Annotated in this window: 17 protein-coding genes; 12 read left to right on the top strand and 5 right to left on the bottom strand. The window is 66.7% G+C overall.

The window, feature by feature from the left end; all coding sequences use genetic code 11:
• Window positions 1-33: 33 nt before the first annotated feature.
• The 8 genes from JOE41_RS03855 to hemL all read left to right on the top strand — a co-directional run bounded on the left by JOE41_RS03855 (window position 34) and on the right by hemL (window position 8,472).
• Entirely contained in the window at window positions 34-951 is a 918-nt protein-coding gene (locus tag JOE41_RS03855; protein WP_198011512.1) for a hypothetical protein, read from the top strand.
• Window positions 952-1,071: 120 nt separating this feature from the next.
• Window positions 1,072-1,785 carry a hydrogen peroxide-dependent heme synthase gene (hemQ, locus tag JOE41_RS03850; protein ID WP_011692609.1) on the top strand — a complete coding sequence of 238 codons (714 nt, stop codon included), beginning with the start codon at window positions 1,072-1,074 and terminating at the stop codon, window positions 1,783-1,785.
• Complete coding sequence (locus JOE41_RS03845) at window positions 1,782-3,062, top strand: ferrochelatase (protein ID WP_209750986.1); 1,281 nt, start codon at window positions 1,782-1,784, stop codon at window positions 3,060-3,062. The genes hemQ and JOE41_RS03845 overlap by 4 nt, the downstream gene beginning before the upstream one ends.
• Entirely contained in the window at window positions 3,059-4,057 is a 999-nt protein-coding gene (hemC, locus tag JOE41_RS03840) for a hydroxymethylbilane synthase (RefSeq protein WP_011692607.1), read from the top strand. The genes JOE41_RS03845 and hemC overlap by 4 nt, the downstream gene beginning before the upstream one ends.
• 18 nt (window positions 4,058-4,075) lie before the next feature.
• Window positions 4,076-5,005, top strand: coding sequence for a uroporphyrinogen-III synthase (locus tag JOE41_RS03835; RefSeq protein WP_011692606.1), 930 nt, complete (start codon window positions 4,076-4,078; stop codon window positions 5,003-5,005).
• Entirely contained in the window at window positions 5,002-5,985 is a 984-nt protein-coding gene (hemB, locus tag JOE41_RS03830; protein ID WP_209750984.1) for a porphobilinogen synthase, read from the top strand. The genes JOE41_RS03835 and hemB overlap by 4 nt, the downstream gene beginning before the upstream one ends.
• A complete protein-coding gene (locus JOE41_RS03825; RefSeq protein ID WP_245200616.1) occupies window positions 5,982-7,115 on the top strand; it encodes an LLM class flavin-dependent oxidoreductase in 1,134 nt (377 codons plus the stop codon). The genes hemB and JOE41_RS03825 overlap by 4 nt, the downstream gene beginning before the upstream one ends.
• Before the next feature lie 13 nt (window positions 7,116-7,128).
• Window positions 7,129-8,472 (top strand): glutamate-1-semialdehyde 2,1-aminomutase, encoded by a 1,344-nt coding sequence (hemL, locus tag JOE41_RS03820; RefSeq protein WP_011692603.1) that lies wholly within the window; start codon window positions 7,129-7,131, stop codon window positions 8,470-8,472.
• A 103-nt stretch (window positions 8,473-8,575) separates the two neighbouring features.
• Here the strand turns inward: hemL and JOE41_RS03815 are convergent, their stop codons facing one another.
• The 4 genes from JOE41_RS03815 to JOE41_RS03800 all read right to left on the bottom strand — a co-directional run bounded on the left by JOE41_RS03815 (window position 8,576) and on the right by JOE41_RS03800 (window position 12,369).
• A complete protein-coding gene (locus JOE41_RS03815) occupies window positions 8,576-9,418 on the bottom strand; it encodes a MetQ/NlpA family ABC transporter substrate-binding protein (RefSeq protein ID WP_011692602.1) in 843 nt (280 codons plus the stop codon).
• A 155-nt stretch (window positions 9,419-9,573) separates the two neighbouring features.
• Window positions 9,574-10,245: a methionine ABC transporter permease gene (locus tag JOE41_RS03810; RefSeq protein ID WP_011692601.1), complete on the bottom strand. Its 672-nt coding sequence runs from the start codon at window positions 10,243-10,245 to the stop codon at window positions 9,574-9,576.
• Window positions 10,242-11,321, bottom strand: coding sequence for a methionine ABC transporter ATP-binding protein (locus JOE41_RS03805; protein WP_209750981.1), 1,080 nt, complete (start codon window positions 11,319-11,321; stop codon window positions 10,242-10,244). Before JOE41_RS03805 ends, JOE41_RS03810 begins: the two co-directional genes overlap by 4 nt.
• 283 nt (window positions 11,322-11,604) lie before the next feature.
• Window positions 11,605-12,369 (bottom strand): 3'-5' exonuclease, encoded by a 765-nt coding sequence (locus tag JOE41_RS03800; RefSeq protein WP_245200615.1) that lies wholly within the window; start codon window positions 12,367-12,369, stop codon window positions 11,605-11,607.
• Between the two features lie 82 nt (window positions 12,370-12,451).
• Between JOE41_RS03800 and JOE41_RS03795 the strand changes: the two genes are divergently transcribed.
• From JOE41_RS03795 to JOE41_RS03785, 3 genes are all read left to right on the top strand, one after another.
• Window positions 12,452-12,868 carry an MGMT family protein gene (locus JOE41_RS03795; protein ID WP_209750979.1) on the top strand — a complete coding sequence of 139 codons (417 nt, stop codon included), beginning with the start codon at window positions 12,452-12,454 and terminating at the stop codon, window positions 12,866-12,868.
• 116 nt (window positions 12,869-12,984) lie between these two features.
• A complete protein-coding gene (locus JOE41_RS03790; protein ID WP_209753530.1) occupies window positions 12,985-16,317 on the top strand; it encodes an ATP-dependent DNA helicase in 3,333 nt (1,110 codons plus the stop codon).
• Entirely contained in the window at window positions 16,314-19,865 is a 3,552-nt protein-coding gene (locus JOE41_RS03785; protein WP_209750977.1) for an ATP-dependent DNA helicase, read from the top strand. Before JOE41_RS03790 ends, JOE41_RS03785 begins: the two co-directional genes overlap by 4 nt.
• Here the strand turns inward: JOE41_RS03785 and JOE41_RS03780 are convergent.
• Entirely contained in the window at window positions 19,837-21,042 is a 1,206-nt protein-coding gene (locus tag JOE41_RS03780) for a macrolide 2'-phosphotransferase (RefSeq protein WP_011692595.1), read from the bottom strand. The two genes, JOE41_RS03785 and JOE41_RS03780, sit on opposite strands and share 29 nt — an antisense overlap.
• Window positions 21,043-21,206: 164 nt before the next feature.
• Here JOE41_RS03780 and nudC point away from each other — a divergent pair, with 164 nt between their 5' ends.
• Window positions 21,207-22,283 (top strand): NAD(+) diphosphatase, encoded by a 1,077-nt coding sequence (gene nudC, locus JOE41_RS03775; RefSeq protein WP_374068676.1) that lies wholly within the window; start codon window positions 21,207-21,209, stop codon window positions 22,281-22,283.
• Window positions 22,284-22,353 lie beyond the last annotated feature (70 nt).

Genomic DNA, 22,353 nt, shown 5'->3' with positions numbered 1-22,353 from the left:
AATGGCACGTATTTCTGGCTAGGGTCGATGACTATGGTCATTCAGAAGTCCGAAGAAACTCGAACGCTGACTGGTTTCCATGGGGGTCTTCGGCGCGGCACTGCAGCAGCGGCGCTCGGAGCGGTACTAGTCCTTTCCGCAGGTGTTCCTGCATCCAACGCTGTCTCCCTCGTCCCGGCTCCGGACACTACGGACGGCGCCGACGCCGCCGCCACGACGTCCGTGCAAGCGGGCGTTCCTTCGCTGGATGTCTGGGCATCCGTGGTCCTGGGTCCCAAGCCGGATCCCACCCGCCCGTCCGCACCGGGAAACGGCAAGCCGAAACCGCCGGGGCAGCGGACCCAGCCCACGCCGTCGCCGACTCCGACGACCGACCCCGTCACGCCCGCGCCGTCGCCCGTGCCGACGTCACCCACCCCGTCTCCGTCAGTGCCGTCGCCCTCCGGAGGCACCGTTCCGCCGTCGGGAACTCCCGCACCATCGCCCGCCGGCGGAGCTGCAGTTCCGCCGCAGGCGCCTGCGGCACCTGCCCCGGGCACCGGATCGGCACCCGCCGGCATTCCGGCGGCTCCGCCGGTTCTCCCCGGATCTTCCGCACCCGTTGCTCCCGCAACCGGGACAACCACTCCCGGTCCGTCGGCTGGAGTGCCTGCCCCGGCCGGGGCGGCCCGGCCATCAGGCAGCAAGGCCGCGGGGCCCGCTGCGGCTGCTCCGGCGTCCGCATGGAAGACCACGAACATGTTCGGTCCGGCTAACATGGCCGTCCTGACCTCTGCCGGCGTCGTTCCCCTTTCCGGCCCGGGCTACGGCGTGTCCAGCGCCCCGGTGATGCGGTCGGCTGTGAGCGTTTCGCCCGTCGGTGAATTGTCGCCCCAGGTCTGGTGGGGTGCCGGACTTGTGGCACTGGCCTGCGCCGCAGGCGTTGCCTACGTCCGGATGCGTCGGATCTAAGCCGGCCGTCCGCTGTCCTTCCCGGCCCAATCGCCTAAATATGTGAAATAGCACACTTCTACACGTTGTAGAAGTGTGCTGTTTCGACTTACGTGGCATTGAAGGGGCAGACTGGTAACCATGAGCCACACTTCTGCCGAATCTGTCAGTAAAACCGAAAATTCAGTAGCCGAAGAAACAGAGCAGTTCTTCACTCTCTGGACGGTATTCAAGCGCTCCTCCGACGTAACCCGCAGCGGCGATGCTGCCGCGGACTTCGAAGCCCTGCTGGGCCGCCTGGCCGACGGAGGAGTGGTCCACCGGGGCAGCTACGACGTTTCGGCAATGCGTGCGGATGCGGACATTATGGTGTGGCTCCACGGGCCCAAGCCCGAGGCCCTGCAGCAGGCCGTCCGTGACATCCGCCGCAGCACGCTTTTCGCCGGCACCGAGATCGCCTGGTCCGCCATGGGCGTGCACCGCGAGGCGGAATTTGCGAAGAACCACACCCCGGCATTTTCCCGCGGCGTGGAACCGGCCGAATGGCTGTGCGTGTACCCGTTCGTCCGCTCCTACGAGTGGTACCTGCTCCCCGACGCGGAACGCGGCGCCATGCTTCGCGACCACGGACTGCTGGGCCGCGACTTCCCGCAGGTCATCTCAAACACTGTCTCCTCCTTCGCCCTGGGCGACTGGGAATGGATCCTCGGCCTTGAGGCCCCTGAACTGGTGGACCTCGTGGACCTGATGCGCCACCTGCGCGCCACCGAGGCCCGGCACCATGTCCGCGAAGAAATCCCCTTCTACACCGGCCGGCGGGTCACCGCCGGCGAGATCGCCGAGGTCCTCGCATGAGCCCGCTTGAATCACAGGAGGCACCGGCCTCGGTGACGGCCGTCAACCCGGTCACCGAATCCGGGCGTATGGCTCCGAAGGAATACGACGCCGTCCTCCTCGCCTCATTCGGCGGGCCTGAGGGCCAGGATGACGTCATCCCCTTCCTCCGCAATGTCACCCGGGGGCGCGGAATCCCCGACGAACGGCTTGAAGAGGTTTCGCACCACTACCGTGCCAACGGGGGCATCAGCCCGATCAACCAGCAGAATCGCGAGCTCAAGGCCGGGATCGAAGCGGAACTCTCGGCCAGGGGCATCAACCTGCCCGTTTTCTGGGGCAACCGCAACTGGGACCCCTACATTCCGCAGACCCTCCAGGACGTGTACGACGCCGGCCACCGCAAGGTCCTCATGGTCACCACGAGCGCCTACTCCTGCTACTCCAGCTGCCGCCAGTACCGCGAGGACATCGGCATGGCGCTGACCGAGACCGGCCTGGACGGGAAGCTGGAAGTGGACAAAGTCCGCCAGTACTTCGACCACCCGGGCTTCGTGGAGCCCTTCGTGGAAGGGACCGCTGCCGGCCTTGCCGACGTCCGCGCCCAGCTTGCCGCGGCCGGTACTCCGGACGCACCGGTCCACATCCTGTTCGCCACGCACTCCATTCCGACGCGTGACGCTGAAGCTGCCGGACGCTCCGAGGGTGAACCGCGCACCTTCGCTGAAGGCTCGGCCTACGTGGCGCAGCACCTGGCATCCGGCGCCGAGGTCATCCGACGTGTCGAGGAAGAATCGGGCCTGACCGCCCCATGGTCCCTCGTTTACCAGTCCCGTTCCGGTGCTCCGTCCGTTCCGTGGCTCGAACCGGACATCAACGACGCCATCGAGGAGCTTGCCGGCGAGGGTGTCAAGGGAATCGTGATCGTCCCCCTGGGTTTCGTCAGCGACCACATGGAGGTTGTCTGGGACCTGGACACCGAAGCGCTGGAAACGTGCCGCAACCTTGGCCTGTCCGCAACCCGGGTGCCCACCCCCGGCACGCACCGCAAATTCGTGAGCGGCATCGTGGACCTGGTCTGTGAGCGCACTGCCGCGAACAATATTGCCGACCGGCCGCACCTCACCGACCTGGGGCCCTGGTATGACGTCTGCCGCCCCGGCTGCTGCGCCAACTTCCGGGGCAAGAAGCCCACCATCGCAGGAGCTGACACCTCAGTGGGCACAGGCCACGCCCCCTACCCTTCGGGTTCGGCTGACACTCCGGCTGCCCAGGCGGCGGGACAGGACTCACTGTGACGGTCCGCATCGGGACGCGTGCCAGCAAGCTGGCGTTGACCCAGACCCAGCAAACAGCCGACCAGCTCGCCGCCATTGGCGGGTTCCCCGTGGAACTGGTGCACATCAGGACGGACGGGGACGTCCTGACCGGTTCGCTCTCGCAGATGGGCGGCACGGGAGTTTTTGTGGCGGCCTTGCGGGAGGCGCTCCTGCGGGACGACTGCGACGTTGCCGTGCACTCGCTCAAGGACCTGCCCACCGGAGCCGCGCCCGGGCTGAACCTCGCCGCGACGCCGAAGCGCGTCGACGTCCGTGACGTGCTCTGCGCGCGCGACGGTTTCAAGCTGGCCGACCTCCCGCAGGGCGCCCGGGTGGGAACCGGTTCCCCGCGCCGAGCGGCGCAGCTCCGCGCGGCCCGTCCCGACCTTGACGTCGTGGACATCCGTGGCAACGTGGACACCCGCCTGGGTCGTGTTCCCGGCCTGCCGGGCAACACCACGGATGCCGTGGTGTTGGGCAAATCCTGCGACCTCGACGCCGTCGTGTTGGCCGCCGCCGGCCTCGAGCGCATCGGCCGGCTGGACACCGTTAGCGAATATCTCGAAACAGATGTCATGCTTCCGGCCGCCGGCCAGGGGTCGCTTGCCATCGAGTGCCGCACTGCGGACGCTCCGCGAAGAACGGGATCCACCGAAGGGTCCCAGGGGCCGCTGGCCCAGGCGCTGGCAGCCCTGGACGACACGGACACCAGGCTCGCGGTTACGGCCGAACGGGCGCTCCTGGCCCGTCTGGAGGCAGGGTGCGCAGCCCCGGTGGGTGCCTACGCCTTCCGCAAGGGAAGCATGCTCTACCTGGAGGCCGCCGTCTGCGCTGTCGACGGGTCAGCCACCGTCCGCGACAAGCGGGCGACGGACGGGCTCACCGAGGTCGGCGCGACGCTTCTTGGCATCGAACTGGCTGAGGCGCTGCTGGCAGCCGGTGCAGCCGACATCGCGGACCTTGCCGCTTCCTGAACCGGCGGAGCCGGGCAGATGATGGGGCGGCGCAGTGCCCGCGGTGAGGGCCGCCACGGGCTGCGCGTCCTCGAGGGCGCCCGCGTCCTGGTCACACGCAGCCCGGACCGGGCAGGGGCGCTCCTCGCGGCCCTTCGGGAAACCGGCGCCGAACCGCTGCTGCTGCCGCTGATCGACTTCGAACGCGCCCGGGACCTGCACTCCTTGGAAGTCGCCTTCGACGCCCTGGGCGCCGGCGCGTACACCTGGCTGGTGATCAGCAGCGTCACCACCGTGCAGGCCCTCGAGGAGCTCGCCCGTGAACGGGGCTCCACGCTGAGCCGGTGGCTGCCCGGCTCCCTCCAAGTGGCCACCATTGGCCCCGCCACACGTCGCGAACTGGAATTACGCGGAATCACTGTTGACCTGGCCCCGGCCCGGCTCCAGTCCGGCGTCGGACTCCTGGACATCTGGCCGCAAGGCCAAGGCAGCGTATTCCTGCCCCAGGCAGACATAGCAGATGCCCGGCTTGCCGAGGGGCTGGAATCACTAGGCGCCAGGGTTCAGGCTGTCACCGCCTATCACACGGTGGACTATCCGGCCGATCCGGCCCGCAGCTTCACCCCTTCCGTCGGCAACGATGCGTCAGCCGCGCCCCCGGGCACTGGAGTGCTCACCCCTGCCGAAGCAAAAGCCGAGCTCGACGCCGGGCGGCTCCACGCCGTCGTCGCTGCTTCACCCAGCGCTGCCCGCCGCATCCATGCCGGGCTGTCGCCGCTCGGCGAGTGCAGGTTCGTGGCGATCGGACGTTCAACGGCAGCTGAGGCGGAGTCGCTGGGCCTGCCGGTGGCCGCCGTCGCTGAGGAACCAACAACATCCGGCCTGGTGTCCGCCGTCATCGAGGCCCTTGCACCAGGACATGCCACCCCACCGCCCGCCACCGAGACCTACGTGAAGGACAGAACATGAGCTTCCCGACCCACCGCCCCCGCCGGCTCCGCACCACCCCGGCCATGCGCAGGATGACGGCCGAAAACCGACTGGCGGCCCCGGAGCTGATCCTTCCCGCGTTCATCCGCGAGGGGCTCACGGAACCCAACCCCATCGCCTCCATGCCCGGCGTGGTGCAGCACACCACCGATTCGCTCAAGAAGGCAGCGGCCGAGGCCGTGGAACTGGGTGTCGGCGGAATCATGCTTTTCGGCATCCCCGCCGAGCGCGATGCCCGGGGTACCGCGTCGCTGGATCCCGACGGAGTGCTCAACAAGGCCATCCGGGACGTCCGCGCTGAAGTGGGCGATGACCTGGTGGTCATGAGCGACGTGTGCCTGGACGAATTCACCGACCACGGCCACTGCGGCGTCCTCGATGACGAAGGCTACGTGGACAACGACGCGACGCTGGAAATCTACGCGGCGATGGCCGTGGCGCAGGCGGACGCCGGGGCGCACATGCTTGGCCCCTCGGGAATGATGGACGGCCAGATCGGCGTGATCCGGCAGGCGCTGGAAGACGCCGGGCACACCAACACGGCCGTGGTGGCGTACGCCGCAAAGTACGCCTCCGCGTTCTATGGTCCGTTCCGGGAAGCCGTGGATTCCCAGCTCAAGGGCGACCGCCGCACGTACCAGATGGACGCCGCCAACCGCCGCGAAGCCCTCCTCGAAGTGGAGCTGGACCTGGCCGAAGGCGCCGACCTGGTGATGGTGAAACCCGCCATGAGCTACCTGGACATCCTCGCCGATGTCGCGGCCATCAGCACCGTGCCCGTGGCTGCTTACCAGATCTCGGGGGAGTACTCCATGATCGAGGCGGCCGCCGCCAATGGCTGGATCGACCGGCGCGCGGCCATTACCGAATCCGTGCTCGGCATCAAGCGGGCCGGAGCCAACATGGTCCTGACCTACTGGGCGTCCGAGCTCGCCGGCTGGCTGAAGGAGTCCCGATGAGCGAGGCGTCCGGTACCGGAGACGCCGGGCCTTTGGCCCCCGCCGCGGCGCCCGCCCACAGCCCCACCGCTCCCGTCGGCCCCGGGAAGGTCCTGCTCGGCCTGAACACTTTTGGCGACGTCGGGGTGTACCCCGACGGGCACCCGGTGCCGCACGCGCAAGTGCTTCGCCAGCTGCTGGAACAGGCGGAGCTGGCGGACGACGTCGGGCTCCATGCCTTTGGCGTGGGGGAGCACCACCGCAAGGACTACGCCGTCTCGGCACCCGAGGTGTTCCTGGCCGCCGCCGCAGCGCGGACCAAGCGCATCCGGCTGGGGTCGGCCGTGACCGTGCTGAGCTCGGATGACCCCATCCGCGTCTTCCAGCGTTTCTCCACGGTGGATGCCATCTCCAGCGGCCGCGCGGAAGTCATGCTGGGCCGCGGGTCCTTCATTGAATCCTTCCCGCTGTTTGGCCTGGACCTTGCCGACTACGAGATCCTCTTCGAGGAAAAGCTCGAACTCTTTGACAAGGTCCGCGCGCAGAAGCCCGTCCATTGGGAAGGGCGGACCCGTCCGGCCGTCAACGGGCTGAGCGTCTATCCGCCGCTGGAGCACCATCTGCTGCCGGCCTGGATCGGCGTAGGCGGAACCCCTGAGTCCGTGCTGCGCTGCGCGCAATACGGCTACCCGATTATTTTCGCGATCATCGGCGGCGAACCGCGATCCTTCGCTCCGCTGGCCAACCTTTACCGCGAGGCCATGGCCAAATACGGACACCCGATGCAGCAGGTGGCCACCCATTCGCCCGGACATGTGGCCGAAACAGACGAGGAAGCGCGCGAGGAGTTCTTCCCGCACTGGCTGGGACTCCGGAACAGGCTCGGAGCCGAACGCGGCTGGGGTCCGGGAAGCCGGCACGAATTCGACGCTATGTGCACCCCCGAAGGCGCCCTCTATGTGGGGTCAGCTGAGACGGTTGCGCGCAAGATCGTCCTGCTCAAACGGAACCTGGGCGTGGACCGCTTTGATCTCAAGTACAGCAGCGGCTCCCTGCCACACACCGCGATGATGCGGTCCATTGAACTGCTTGGTACAGCGGTGGCACCCCGGGTGGCCCAGCTCCTGTCCGGGCACGCATCCGGAAACTGAAAGAATAGGAACCATGACTTCCAGCTCTCCTCGCAATGAGGCACTCTTCGACCGTGCACGCCAGCTCATGCCGGGCGGCGTCAACTCCCCCGTCCGGGCTTTCGGTTCCGTGGGCGGGACCCCCCGGTTCATGGTGTCCGCAAAAGGCGCGTACCTGACCGATGCCGACGGTGCCGAGTATGTGGACCTGGTGTGCTCGTGGGGTCCCGCGCTGCTCGGCCACGCCCACCCGGCCGTGCTCGAGGCGGTCCACGCCGCCGTGGACCGCGGACTCTCGTTCGGTGCCTCTACTCCGGACGAAGCCAACCTGGCTGCGATCGTCAAGGAACGGGTGCCGGCTGCCGAACGCGTCCGGATGGTGTCCACCGGAACTGAAGCCACCATGACCGCCATCCGCCTGGCCCGCGGCTTCACCGGACGCGACCTGGTCATCAAGTTCGCCGGCTGCTACCACGGCCACCTCGACGGACTCCTGGCCGCGGCCGGGTCCGGTGTGGCCACCCTGGCGCTGCCCGGTTCCGCCGGCGTCACGGCCGCCACCGCCGCCGAGACCCTGGTCCTTCCGTACAACGACCTCGCCGCCGTGGAGGCCGCGTTCGCCGCCCATGGCAGCAACATCGCCGCCGTCATTACGGAGGCGGCACCCGCCAACATGGGTGTGGTGACGCCCGGCGAAGGCTTCAACGCCGGACTTTCGCGGATTACCCGCGAACACGGCGCCCTGCTTATCGTGGACGAAGTCCTCACCGGCTTCCGTACCGGATACTCGGGCTACTGGGGCCTCACCGGCGGTGCGGCAGACGCCGCCGAACCGTGGAGCCCGGACCTCCTCACCTTCGGCAAAGTCATTGGCGGGGGCATGCCGACGGCGGCTCTCGGCGGCCGTGCCGACATCATGGACTACCTTGCGCCGCTCGGTCCCGTCTACCAGGCAGGCACCCTGTCCGGAAACCCCGTCGCCATGGCAGCCGGCGTCGCAACTCTGGCCCATGCCACCCCTGAGGTGTACTCGTTCATCGACGCACGCTCGCTGGAGCTTTCCGCTGCGCTGTCCTCGGCACTGGATGCCGCCGGGGTGGACCATTCCATCCAGCGGGCCGGCAACCTGTTCTCGGTGGCTTTCGGCACCTCGGCGCGGGGCGTCCACAACTACGACGACGCCCAGGGCCAGGAAGTGTTCCGGTACGCGCCGTTTTTCCACTCGATGCTGGACTCCGGGGTCTACCTGCCGCCGTCTGTCTTCGAAGCCTGGTTCCTTTCCGCCGCCCACGACGACGCCGCCATGAACCGGATCTTCGACGCACTTCCCGCCGCAGCCAGGGCTGCAGCGTCGGCAGCGGTGCCGGCCGGGCTGTAACGGCTCACAACAGAAGTCCCCGCCTCCCGCACGAGTCCCCGCTAAAAGCGAAGGGGAAACGTCCGGGAGGCGGGGACTTTTGCTAAAGCTGTGAAACGGAGGCTTAGAAGGCCACCGTCACGTCACCGTTGGGCCATTCCTTCTCGATGAAGGCCTTGACCTCGGGGGAGTGCAGGAGTTCATCCAGCTTCTTGATCCGGACGTCGTCCTTGGAGTCCTCGCGCCAGGCCAGGAAGTTCGCGTAGGGGTTGTTCTCCACGGACTCCACTGCGAGGGCGTCCTTGGTGCTCAGGCCGGCCTTCAGGATGAAGTTGCCGTTGATGAGCGCCAGGTCCACTGACGGGTCCTTGAGGTCGTTGATCAACAGTTCAGGCTGGTTCTCGGAGAACTTCAGCTTCTTGGGGTTCTGCTCGTCAGTCAGGGTCAGCACGGAGGAATCATCCTTGATGTCCTTCACCAGCCCGGCTACCTGGAGGACCTTGAGGGCCCTGACCTGGTTGGAAGGGTCATTCGTGATGGCAACCTTGGCACCCTCCTGGATGTCCTTGATGTCCTTGACCTTTTCCGAGAACGCGGCGTACGGCTCGATGTGGACGCCTTCGCCGTGGCCGAACTTGTAGCCCTTGGTCTTGACCTGGTCCTCAAACCACGGCAGGTGCTGGTAGTAGTTGGCGTCCAGCGAGCCGTCGCTCAGGGCGGTGTTCGGCGTCTGGTAGTCCTCGATTTCCTTGATGTCCAGCTTCAGGCCGGCCTTCGGCGCGAGGTCCTGGTTGATGAACTCCAGGATCTTCGCCTGCGGGACCGGGCTGGCGCCGACGGTCAGGGTGGCGGGCTTGGCAGGGTCAAGGGTCGTGGCCTCGGAGCTGGGGCTGGACGAGCCGCCGCAGGCCGTCAGCGCCAGTGCGGTGACTATACCGGTGGCCAGGAGGGAGAGTGATTTACGCATCGGATGCGTTCCTTTCGAATTGCTGGGAGTTCGACGGCGGGCTTGCGCCCGGCGCCCGCTCCGGCACAGATGCAGCGGGAGGCTACCTGCTGCGGTGAAGATCGCCGTGGCCGTTGGACGACGGCTGATGGTGAGGGTTTAGCGGTGGTAATGGCTTAGCGGTGGTCGAGGCTGCGGGAGATCTGTTCGCCCACGAGCTGGATGACCTGCACCAGGACGATGATCAGCACGATGGTCACGATCATGACCGTGACATCGAAGCGCTGGAAGCCGTAGTTGTACGCCAGCTTCCCCAGTCCGCCGCCGCCCACCAGGCCGGCCATGGCCGAGTACCCCACCAGGGTGACCACGGTGGTGGTCGTGGCGGCTACCAGGGCCGGGAGCGACTCGCGCAGCATCACCTTGTTGATGACCTGCATCTTGGTGGAACCCATGACCTGGGCGGCGTCGATCTTGCCATGGTGGACGTCCCGGAGGCAGGTCTCCACCAGGCGGGCAAAGAACGGAATGGTGCCGATGGACAGCGATACCGAGGCCGCCACCGGTCCCAGGCTCGTGCCGGTCAGCAGGCGGGCCAGCGGAATGAGGGCGACCATCAGGATTGCGAACGGGATGGAGCGGGTGATGTTGACGATGACGTCACTCATGATCCGGTTGGTGACAGGCATCGGACGCAGGCCGCCCGGCGCCGTGACGTGCAGGAAGACGCCCAGGGGAAGCCCAACCAGCACTGTAAAGAAGGCCGAAATTCCGACCATCTGCAGGGTTTCTACGATTGCTTCGGGCAGGGCCTTGGCAAGGACGGGGTTGCTGAAAATGTCGTTCATGGGTTCCTTCCCGTCACGTCGTTCAATTCAGCAGCATCCGCTTCTGCAGGGTCCGAATCGAGGGGGTCGCCGGCTGCTGTGCTGGTCGCGGCCAGTTTTGCGCCTATTCCGCGCTGGTGGAGGTAGTTGAGGACGGCGTCGTAGTCCGCATTTTCAGCGAGCTGCACACGGAGGTGCCCGAACTGCTGGCCGCCCAGGGTCTCGACGCTGCCGGCCAGGACATTCAGGTCGATGTCAAAGTGCCGCGCTACGCCGGTGAGGACAGGTTCCTTTGCATTGTCACCGGCGAACAGGATTTCCAGGACGGGTCCGCCCTGAAGCGCCCCCTTCAGGGGTTCGGACGCCGGCAGGGGCAGGAGCGCCTTGGCCAGTTTGCTCTCGAGGTCTCCGGCCACGTCCTTGAGGGCGCCGTGCTCGATGATCCGGCCCTTGGACAGCAGGGAGACCGAGTCGCAGACGCGCTTCACGACGTTCATTTCGTGCGTGATGATCAGCACCGTCAGCTGCAAGCGCTTGGTCAGGTCCTGGATCAGGTCCAGGATTTCATCAGTGGTCGCGGGGTCCAGGGCCGAGGTCGGCTCATCGCATAAGAGCACATCGGGGTCGGCGGCCAGGGCCCGGGCGATGCCAACGCGCTGGCGCTGGCCACCGGAAAGCTGGGAGGGGTAGGCGTTCTCGAAACCTTCGAGTCCTACGAGGGACAACAGCTCGGACACCTTGGCCCGGATCTTGTCCTTCGGCGTTTTGACGAGCTCCAGGGGATGGGCCACGTTGCCGGCCGCAGTGCGTGAATCCATGAGGTTGGCATGCTGGAAAACCATGCCGATGCGGCGCCGCGCCGCACGGATTTCGGAGTCCCGGACGGAGCTCAATTCTGTGCCGTCGATGCTGACCGAGCCGGACGTCGGACGATCCAGCAGAGTGAGGCAGCGCACCAGGGTGGACTTTCCGGCGCCTGAATGGCCAATGATTCCATGAATGGAACCTTTGGGAACGGAAAGGGTGACGCCGTCGAGGGCCACTACTTCCTTTTTCCCCTGGCGGTAGACCTTTCGAAGGTCAGTAACTGTGATCATTTATCCTCAGGAGTTGGCCTCGGGCAGGGCATAGCACAAGCACGCTTTTGAACTTAATTATGTCAGCGGACCCTGAAGCGAGTCACTTCCGCATAATATTCGGCTTGGGGTGCTGCTGCCCGCATAAAAGTGCGCCGAGACGCCCCGGTGGCGCTACTCGTGCGGCCCCACAGGGGCAGGCCAAATTGGAGGGGACGAAGCTGCCGGTAGCTGAACGCGCCGGAGACTGTGATCCTCATCCCAGGGGGCGGGCCTCTCCCGGGTGCCCAGCTCGGGGCAGTGGCTAAAAGTCGCCCTTGCTGGCGTCTTCAGGGGGGAGGACGGGCCATTCGCCCTCGATCACGGCAGCGGGCTTGGTCTTGCGCAGATAGGTCTGGAAGTCTGCGGCCTGGCTGGCCGCCCAGCCGACCTGCAGCTGATGGAGCTGCCCGGCTGCCATTCGCAGCTTGGGAAACTTGCCGGCCATGGCGTCAAGCATCCGGAGCGTCGCGAGGGCGTCCGCGGCGGACGTGTGGGCGTTGTCAAGGTTGACCTTGTATTCCTCGCACAGTGCGGTCAGCGTCCTCTTGCCCTTGCGGAACCGGTCCACCTGCTTGTTCATGATGTAGGGATCCAGCACGGGGAAGCGGTTCAGCTGCGGAATGCCGTAGCGGGCCGATTCGGCAGCCAGCACCGTGAAGTCATAGCTTGCGTTGAACGCAATAACCGGGATCCCGTCGTCGAACAACCCCTGCAGCACCGAGGCCAGTTCGCGGGTCACCTCCGCGGCCGGACGGCCCTCCAGCCGGGCTCTTTCGGTTGTGACGCCGTGGACTTCGCTGGCTTCGGCGGGGATCTCGATTCCAGGATCCGCGAGCCACTCATGTTCCGTGATGACACTTCCGTCCGCGTCCACCACCGTGACCGACGCCGTGACGACCCGCGCGGCGCGCGAGTTGCGGCCGGTGGTCTCCAAGTCGAATGCAGCCCGCGGCCGCTTGTCCCACGTGCCGGTAGCCGTGTTGGCGGTGCTGGTGCTACTGGTGGTGATGGTGTTCCTGCTGCTCATGCTTCAAAACTACCTGCTGCCACCGACAGTTTTGTGCCAGGCCGGTGGCGTGCCGCCACAAGGTACCCGCTACGCTGGATCCATGCGCACGGAGTATGTCGAGGCGGTGCTGGCCCTGGTTCAGCTCGTTCCTCCGGGATCAGTTGTGGCGTATGGGGATGTTGCTGAGCTCCTCGGGTCAGGCGGCGCACGGCAGGTGGGCTCCGTCATGAGCCACCACGGCAGTTCCGTTCCCTGGTGGCGCGTGTTGAGGGCAAACGGCGAAGCACCGCAGGGGCTGGAAACCGAAGCCTTGAACTTCTACATCCAGGAAGGCACTCCGCTCCTTGGCCGCTACCTGGACTTCCTCCGGACCGGGGAAGGCCGGTGGCGCGTTGACCTTACCGAGGCAAGGTGGGCCCCCGTCGACGGTGATTTTGACCTCATTGACCTGATTGCAGAGCGGTTGGAGCGGCGGCTCCATAAAATGTCCGCCCCCGATGATGAAATGACTGTGTGACACTTACCAGCGATTCCCCGGAGGTCCGGTCCGGGCCACGAGTCCAGTCCGGCCGGAGGGCAGATGGGCAGCCCGGCCAGCTAACAGTCGCCAGGCCAGCCGGATCGCCCGCCGGCCTGAGGCTCCTCCCTCCCCGCCAGGTCCACAGCGCCGTTCCTGTCCTCACACCGGACCAGCAGGCGGCCGTGGACGTCCCCCACGGGTCCGGCCCGGTGCTGGTTCCGGGTGCTCCCGGGACGGGAAAATCCACTGTGCTCATTGAAGCAGCAGTGCGCCGGGCAGAGCGCGACGGCCTGGATCCGGAAAGAATGCTCGTGCTGGCCCCGAGCCGCCTTGCTGCAGACTCGCTCCGGGACCGTTTCACGGCCCGCCTCAACCGGAGCCTGAGCACGACGCCGGCACGCACCTGGGCATCGTATGCCTTCGACCTGATCCGGCGTGCCAAGGCGGAAGGCATCCTCCCGCTGCCGCGGCCGCCACGTCTGCTGTCCGGACCCGAGCAGGACCTAATTATCAAGGAACTGTTGGAAGGACACACCCTGCCGGGCCTTGAGCTGCCGTGGCCGGACGATCTCGGTGCCGCTCTGGAAACCCGTGGTTTCCGTCAGGAAGTACGCCAGCTCTTTGACCGGATCATCGAATCCGGCCGGACGCCCGCCGACCTGGTGGCTTTGGCCCAGCAGTGCAACCGTCCCGACTGGATCGCTGCGGCCGCACTGTACGCCGAGTACCGCGACGTCCTGGACCTGCGGATGCCGGAGGCATTCGACCCCGCCGGAATCATCACGGCGGCCCGCCAGATCTTCCAGGACGCCCCCGAATTCCTGGCCGCCGAGCGGGAACGCCTCCAGCTGATCCTGGTGGACGACATCCAGGAAGCCAACCCGGCGGTATTCGAACTGTTGGCGGATATCGCGGCAGGCAAGGACGCCTACGTGGCATTCTCCCCGGACACTGTCGTCCAGGGTTTCCGCGGCGCCCGCCCTGACCTCACCGCTGAGTTGCCGCACCTGCTGGCTCCAGCGGACGCAGCCGGACGCAGCCCCCGGGATGCCGCCGCACCGGGTACTGTCCTGGAGCGCCCGCTCTGGCGTACGCACCGCCATACTCCCGCCGTGGCCCTGGCCTGGCTTTCGGTGGCGGGACGGATCTCCCAACGGGCAGGCAGCCAGTCGGCGCGCAGGCTGGAGAGCGCCGAACCGCCATCCAACCGTCCCGAGTCCGGCGCGGTCCCGGCATGCGGCGGAGTCGAAGGCCATATCCTTCCGTCGCCGGTCCAAGAGCTGCGCTACGTAGCCCAGCGCATCCTGGACGCGCACCTGAACGACCGTCGTGAGCTCGGCGACATCGCGGTGATCGTGCGTAACGGCGGGCAGCTGAACCAGCTGCAACGGCACTTGGCCGGCCACGGCATTCCCGTCCGCGTTCCTGTAGCGGAGTCCGCCGTCCGGGACGAAGTGGCGGTCCGCCCCCTGCTTGATGCCTATGCTGTGGCGCTGGATCCCGCGGTCCTGACCCCGGAAGCGGCAGTGGCACTGCTGACATCCCGGATCGGCGGAGCGACCTCCATCGAGCTGCGCCGGCTGCGCCAGTCGCTGCGCCGCGAGGAGATCCTCGGCGGCGGTGGCCGCACCAGTGATGCGTTGCTGGTCGAGTCGCTGCTTGAACCGGGCGCCTTGGCCACCACAGGTATCGAGGGCCGCTCCGCGAGGCGTGTGGCGCGGATGATCGAGGCCGGCCGGGAGGCGGCCCGGGCACCGGGGGCTAACGCGGAGACGGTGCTTTGGGCATTGTGGAACGCCACCGGGCTTGCCGCACGCTGGACTGACGCGGCACTGGCCGGCGGAGCGGCGGGGGCGCGGGCAGACCGCGACCTGGACGCCATGATGGCCCTGTTCCACACCGCCGAACGCTATGTTGACCAGTTGCCGGGGTCAGGGCCGGACCAGTTCCTTGAGTACCTGCTCAGCCAGGAGCTGCCCATGGACACCCTGGCGGCGCGCGCGCAGCTGGAGGATGCCGTTGAACTCATGACGCCGGCGAGTGCCGCCGGACGTGAATGGCCTGTGGTCATCATCGCCGGCCTGCAGGAAGGAGTGTGGCCCAACACCAGGCTCCGGGGAGAACTCCTGGGCAGCACGCTGTTCGCCGACGCCGTGGAGCACGGGGTGGACCACGCCATGCAACTCGGGCCAATCAGCAGGTTGCGGGAAATCCGGTACGACGAACTCCGCAGCTTTTCCACAGCGGTGTCCCGTGCCCGCGAACTGCTAATCTGCACCGCCGTGTCGTCAGAGGACGAACAGCCCTCCTCCTTCCTCGACTACGTCGCACCGCTGCATCCCGGGCAGGACCGGCGGACCTTCACCCCGGTGGAACGTCCCATGACCCTCCGCGCCCTCGTGGCCGAACTTCGGCAGCACGCGCAGCTTGACGGGAGGTTTGCCGCTGAATCCGTCGAAGCAGCCGGGGTCCTGGCAAGGCTCGCCGCTGCCGAGCCTTCCGTTCCCGGCGCCCATCCCGATTCCTGGTGGGGCCTCGCTGCCCTGTCTTCGGAGGAACGGATCGTTCCGCCCGGAGGAACAGTGTTCGTTTCGCCGTCCAAGGTGGAATCCGTCCAAAAGTCGCCCCTTGACTGGTTCATCCAGGCTGCCGGTGGTGAAGCAGCCACCGACTTCGCCAGGAGTCTGGGAACACTGGTCCACGCCATCGCACAGGATCTCCCGGACGCTTCGGGCTCGGAATACCTCGTGGAACTGGTCAGGCGGTGGCCGGCCCTCGGCATGAAGGATAACTGGGAAGGCAAGCTGGATTTCCAGCGTGCCGAGGGAATGGTCCGGAAGCTCGCCCAGTACGTCCTGGTCATGCGCAGCGAAGGCAGGAGCCTTGTCGGCGTCGAGCGGGACTTCGAAGTGAAACTGCCAGACATCGTGGACATCCCGCAGCCGGAAACCTTGGTACCTGCGGCAACCGATGCTGAGCCCGAGGTCAGATCCGCGGTACTCCGCGGTCAGGTGGACCGCCTGGAGATCGATGCCGAAGGACGCCTGGTGATCGTGGACCTCAAAACGGGCAAACGCCAGCCGTCGAAGGCAGACCTGGCCCGCCATCCCCAGCTGGGTGCTTACCAGGCCGCGGTAGTGGCCGGGGGGTTCACCGAACCCGGCACGGCGGAAGGTGACCTTCAGTCCGGCGATAGTCAGCCGGGTGGCGCTGTCCTTGCCCAGCTTGGCACGAGCAGTAAAAGCCCGGGCATCCAGGTCCAGGAGCCGCTGGACGGCTCCGACAACAACTGGGCACTCGACATGGTGAACGATGCCGCACGGCTCATGTCCGGCAGTGTCTTCGAGGCGCGCCACGATCCGGCAAAATCTGGTCACGGCGGCCATGGCTGCCGGCTGCCGGAGGTCTGTCCTCTCTGTCCGCGCGGAAAGCAGGTTACTGAATGACTACGCCACCCGACGTCCCGCCCGCCCGGTTTTCCCCGGAAGAGCTGACTGCCATGCTGGGCGAACGCAACAGCCCCACCGCAGAGCAGTCCGCCATCATTTCCTCGCCGCTCACTCCGCGGCTGGTTATTGCCGGTGCCGGGTCCGGCAAGACCGCCACAATGGCGGACCGTGTGGTGTGGCTTGTTGCCAACGGCTGGGTCCGGCCGGAAGAAGTCCTGGGCGTGACGTTTACGCGCAAGGCGGCCGGAGAACTGGCCAGCCGGATCCGATCCAAGCTCTCGGCCCTGCAACGGATTGCGGCGGAGGACACCGACCACAGGATATTTCCCGAGGGCCTGCTCAGCGAGGATGCCCTGGAACCTAAAGTTTCCACGTACCACTCCTACGCCAGCGGCATCGTGTCCGACTACGGGCTCCGGCTCGGTGTCGAACGTGATGTTGTCCTCCTGGGCGGGGCGCAGGCCTGGCAGCTGGCTAGCGAAGTTGTTGAGGCTTTCGACGGCGAATACGAACATTTCCGTGCTGCCAAATCGACGCTCGTCAAAGCCGTCATCCAGCTCGCGGGCGAGTGTGCTGAACACCTGCGCGATCCGGCCGAGGTGCAGGAATGGCTGATGGAGCGGGTCGCGGAATTTGAAGGCCTGCCCTACGTGGCCGGGGCCAAAAAGAACCCGACACAGGCTGCCGGAGAACTCGGCGCCATGCTGCGCACCAGGGCGAGCGTCGCCGAAATGGTGGGCAGGTATGCTGACGCGAAGCGGGTCCGCGGGGCGTTGGATTTTGGTGACCTGGTGGCGCTCGCCGCGCGGGTCGCCAGTGAGATTCCGCTGGCCGCCGAAGTGGAACGCCAGCGGTTCAAAGTGGTGCTGCTCGACGAATTCCAGGACACCTCGCATGCCCAGCTAGTGCTGTTTTCCAGGCTATTCGGCGGCGGCCACGCCGTGACAGCCGTGGGCGACCCCAACCAGTCGATCTACGGGTTCCGGGGTGCGTCTGCCGGCCAGCTCTTCCATTTTGTTCGGGAGTTCCCTGCCCTGGCCGGCGATTCGTTTGCCGTGGCACCCACCTCCTACCTGACAACCGCGTGGCGTAACGGGCGCAACATCCTTTCCGCGGCCAACGTTATTTCGGCGCCCCTTAGCGCCGCCGCGCTGCAAGCCGGCCCGGCGGGGGAGCGGCAGTCGGCGGATTCCGTGGAGGTCCCGCCGCTGCAGCCCAGTCCGGCTGCGGCCGAGGGGAAGGTTGTCATCGGACGCTTTGCGACGGATGAGGATGAGGCCAGGGCCATCGCAGCGGATGTCCTGCGCTACCGCCTTACAGATTTCGAGGAACCCGTCGGCGCCGACCGCGTAGCTCCTGCGATGGCGGTTCTGTGCAGGCGCCGCGCACAGATGGAATGCGTCCGGCGTGAGTTCGAGCTGCGCGGGATCCCCTACGAAATCGTGGGCCTCGGTGGCCTCTTGGACACCCCGGAGATCGTGGATCTGGTCGCCACGCTGCGGGTACTCGCGGATCCGGGACGTTCGGATAGCCTCATGCGGCTTCTGGCCGGAGCCCGCTGGCGCATTGGCCCGGCTGACCTCATGGCATTCCGGGACTGGTCATCATTCCTCGCGCGCCGCCGGGGGCATCCGCGGACGGACGCAGATGAAGCTGACGATCCGGACGCCGCGGTGATCGAGAGCGACATCACCGATTCGCCGAGCCTTGTGGAAGCCCTGGACTGGCTGCCGCGGGAAGGATGGACCTCGGCCCACGGCCGGACGCTGAGCCCTGCAGCCCTCGACCGGCTGCATGCCTTGTCGGCTGAACTCCGGCAGCTCCGCGGATTTATGGGCGATGACCTCACGACGCTTCTGGGCGAAGTGGAACGGGCCATGCTCCTCGACATCGAGGTGGCGGCCCGCCCCGGCGTCAGCATCCACCAGGCCCGGCGAAACCTGGACGCATTCCACGATGCCGCGGCAGGATTCCTCCACACCTCGCACCGCGTCGATGTCCTCGCGTTCCTGGCCTGGCTGGAAGCAGCGGCAACGGAAGAGGGCGGGCTGGACGTCGCGGCCCCGGAGGTCAACCACGAAGCGGTGCAGCTGCTGACGGTGCACGCGTCAAAGGGCCTGGAGTGGGACGTTGTGTTCGTTCCCGGCCTGAACGCCGGAGCGTTTCCGAGCAGCCGGGATTCGCGGTGGAGCAGCGGAAGCGCTGCCTTGCCCTGGCCGTTGCGGGGAGACCGTGCGGACCTGCCCCAGTGGGACACGGACCAGCCGGATCAAAAGGGCTGGCTGGACGCCGAAAAGAACTTCAAAGCCGACGTCCAGGCGCACGGAGAGGCCGAAGAACGCAGGCTCGCCTACGTGGCGTACACCCGGGCTAAGTTCGTGCTGTGGGTTTCGAGCGCGGCCTGGGTCGGTTCCCGGGCCGGTATGGCGGAGATGTCGCCATTCCTCTCGGAGCTGGCGCCCCTTGCAGGGATCGGCGCAGGTGAAGCCGAAACCGTGGCGGCGGAGGGCAGCACCCGCGGGCGGACGGAAGCGGCGGCCGGGACCGCCGCCGTCGTGCATGCCGCATCGGTGGAGGAATCATCGCTGCCGGCAGAAAGTCCGTTGACCCAGGACCTCGAACTGGCCCACTGGCCGTATGACCCGTTGGAAGGACCGGCCGATCCGCGCACCGGTGCCAGGCTCAGGCTGGTTCCGGGACGGCGGGCAGCGATGGAGGCAGCCGCCGGGCGGGTCCGCGAGGCCTTGGCCGCTGGCCCCGATACGGAGCCGGCGGCGGATTCGGACGCAGGGGAGGGGCCCCGACAGCTCCGGAGCTTCGCGGCCAACTGGGCGAAGGAAGCTGACCTGTTGTTGGAGCGCCGCCATCGCAGGGCCACCGTGCAGGACGTCCACCTGCCGGGCCACATTTCCGCGTCAACGTTCGTGGATCTCGGTGACGATCCTGCAGCAGTGCTTGCGCGGCTGCGGCGGCCGGTTCCCAGGGAACCGGGGATGTCCGCCCGTAAAGGAACGGCTTTCCACGCCTGGGTGGAAGAGCACTTCGGTAAGGCGGGCATGTTGGAGCTGGATGAGGCCCCCGGTTCGGACAGCCACATTGACGAGGCCTACGGGCTGGATTCCATGGTGGAAACATTCAGGAATTCGGAGTGGGCGCACCGTGCTCCCGCCCATGTGGAGGTTCCGGTGGAGACGCGCATAGGGGAGGTTGTGGTGCGTGGCCGGATCGATGCCGTGTTCCGGGACGCCGACGGCGGCTGGGACCTGGTGGACTGGAAGACGGGCCGACGGCCGGCCGCGGGACAGTTGAAGGTGAAGGCTGTCCAGCTGGCCGTCTATCGTCTTGCCTGGGCGCGGCTCAAGGGAGTTCCGCTCGACAGTGTCCGGGCAGCGTTCTACTACGTGGGGGAAAACCAGGTGGTGCGCCCCCACGACCTTGGCACAGCCGAGCAGCTCGAGGACATCGTTACGGCTGCCCTCGGCGGAACGACAGCCCTGCTCAACGCCTCCGGCCCCGCTAGTGGGACTTCGCGTCCACAATCTTGAGGGCAGCGGTGGACGTGTCGTCTGCTGCAGGCGGGGCCGGGGGAGCTGTTTCTCCCGGCCCGTCAGCAGCCCGGCCGGAGTCGCTGTCCGCTGGTGCTGGTCCCGATGCCGGGGCATCGGGTTCGGCGGACTGTTCGACCGGGATGGGTGCCACGTGCACGGCGGGCATGGCGGCGGCCGTTGACGGTTCGTCCAGCGGCACAGGTTCCACCTGCACGGCCGGGACGGACTGCGGCAACGGTTCCACGCTGATGGGCTGACCGCCGTGCTCAGCGATGTCCGCGGCCAGCGACGCCAGCATTTCCTCGGCTTCGCCGATCATGGACTGGTCCCCGGCGGCCAGCCCCTTGACCAGGTACTGGGCGAGCGCGAACTCGGCAGAGAGCGCCGCCCGGCGCAGCAGGTGGGCATCGGGTGCATCCCTGCGGCTCGATGTGTAATGGCGCAACACGGCGTCGACAAAACCCTGTTCATTGGAGGCCACCAGCCACGCCATGTCGTCGGCGGGATCGCCGATGCGCAAATCTGTCCACCCGGTCACAGCCGTCACGCGCTGGCCCTCAACCAGGATGTTGTCTTCGTGCAGGTCCCCATGGACCACGCAGGGATTGAACCGCCATAGGGACACATCCTCCAAGGCGTGCTCCCAGCGGCGCAGCAGCACGGGAGGGATCTTCCCCGTGGTTGCGGCCTGGTCGAGTTCATTGAGCCTGCGCTGCCTGAACTCGTTGGGGGTGTAGCTGGGGAGGTCGGCGTTGCTGACCAGGGTCCGGGGAAGGTCATGTATCGCAGCCAGTGCCGCGCCCACTTCCCGGGCGAGGCCTTCCGGTCCCGCAGTCAGCTCTTCCACGCTGCGGGTGGTGCCAGCCAGATGCGAGTATACAAACGTGCTCAGCGCGCCCTGCCGGACGGTCCCTGCCACCGTGGGCATCAGGAAGGGCAGCTCGGCCCTGATTCCCGGGGCAAACGCGCGGAGGACCATGAACTCCGTTTCCAGCCGGGCGCTGGCCTCCGCGTGGCGCGGTGAGCGTACCCGCCACTGCTTCCCTTCGGAATCCAGGAGAAGTGCCGAATCGAAGTCCGCCGGATCGTCGGGGGCGGAACTCACGGCGGTGGGCGTCAGTCCGGGGACTGCCGCGGTTGCTACAGCTGCCAGTTCGATCGGTTTTCTTCTCACCCATCCACGGTAGATTGACTGGCGCCCAACATGGCGATGTACTACGGCGAGTCTCCAGATCGTGACGATTTCCCTTGCCAAGGCAGCACGTGGAACGCTTCCCCGCGCGGCTGTAGCGCCCGGAGCAAATATCAATTGTCAGCCGGAGTCAGTACGGTGGGTACATGAGTCTTGCGGAGTCCCCGGCATCCAAAAACCAGTTAACAGAAAATGCGTCCCGGGGCAGCACGCCGCCATTGACGCGGCTCCCGGCGAACCACCTTATGGACACAGTCCTTCCGGTCCGTCCGGCCCTTATTGACAGGGGATCGGGCGCCCGGATGAAACCGGGCATGGTTGACTCCGTGGTCGGTTCAGGACGGGCGCTGGCCATGGTCCTCTCGCACCGACAGGCATTGGTCCGTGGCGACAGCCTCCTGCTGACGGACGCCGCCGGGCTCGCGGAGAGCTTGGGCGAAGCCGGAACACCGCCGTCGATGACCATCTACCTCGGTTCCGCCCTCGCCGGCTCACACCTGGACGAAGGTACGGAAATCGTCCTTTTTGTCCTGCCGGAGCCGTTCGAGGTCCGGGCGGAACAGTTCGAACGCGGCATCGCCGGAATCCCATCGGACGCCGTGTGGACGGGGTTCCGGGACGTGGCGGCCCGCCTGAACGCCACCGACACCGCCCTGTTCATCGAAGCCAGTGCCATCGCCAACTGGCATGCCACGCACGTTCATTGCCCGCGGTGCGGTGCCCCGACGGTCGTGGAAGCAGGGGGATGGGTCCGCCGCTGTCCTGCCGACAACTCCGAACACTACCCCCGGACGGACCCCGCGATTATCGTGACGGTGGTCGGCCCGGATGACAGGCTCCTGCTGGGCGGCGGCGGACCACTGGATGCGAAAAACTATTCCACCCTGGCCGGATTCGTGGAGCCGGGCGAGTCACTGGAACAGGCGGTCGTCCGCGAAATCCAGGAGGAAGTTGGTGTTCGGATTACGGCCACCCAGTATCTCGGTTCCCAGTCCTGGCCGTTTCCGGCCTCGCTGATGCTGGGTTTCACGGCCAGGACACTGGATACGGAGGCAACGCCCGACGGCGTGGAGGTCACCCGGGCGCGCTGGTTCAGCCGCGAGGAACTCCAGGCCGCTGTGTTGAGCGGGGAGATCGTTATTTCCAGCCGACTGTCCATCGCCCGTTCCCTGATTGAGCACTGGTACGGCGGCGTCATCCAGGACCGCCCGGCCGACGAATGACTTCACCACGCACTGCGGACCTCCGACTGACAGAACTGATCCACCGAGCACCAATCGACATGAGCACCAC

The organism is Arthrobacter sp. PvP103, from assembly GCF_017833075.1.
Classification (GTDB): Bacteria; Actinomycetota; Actinomycetes; order Actinomycetales; family Micrococcaceae; genus Arthrobacter.
This window is presented reverse-complemented; position numbering and strand designations above follow the sequence as displayed.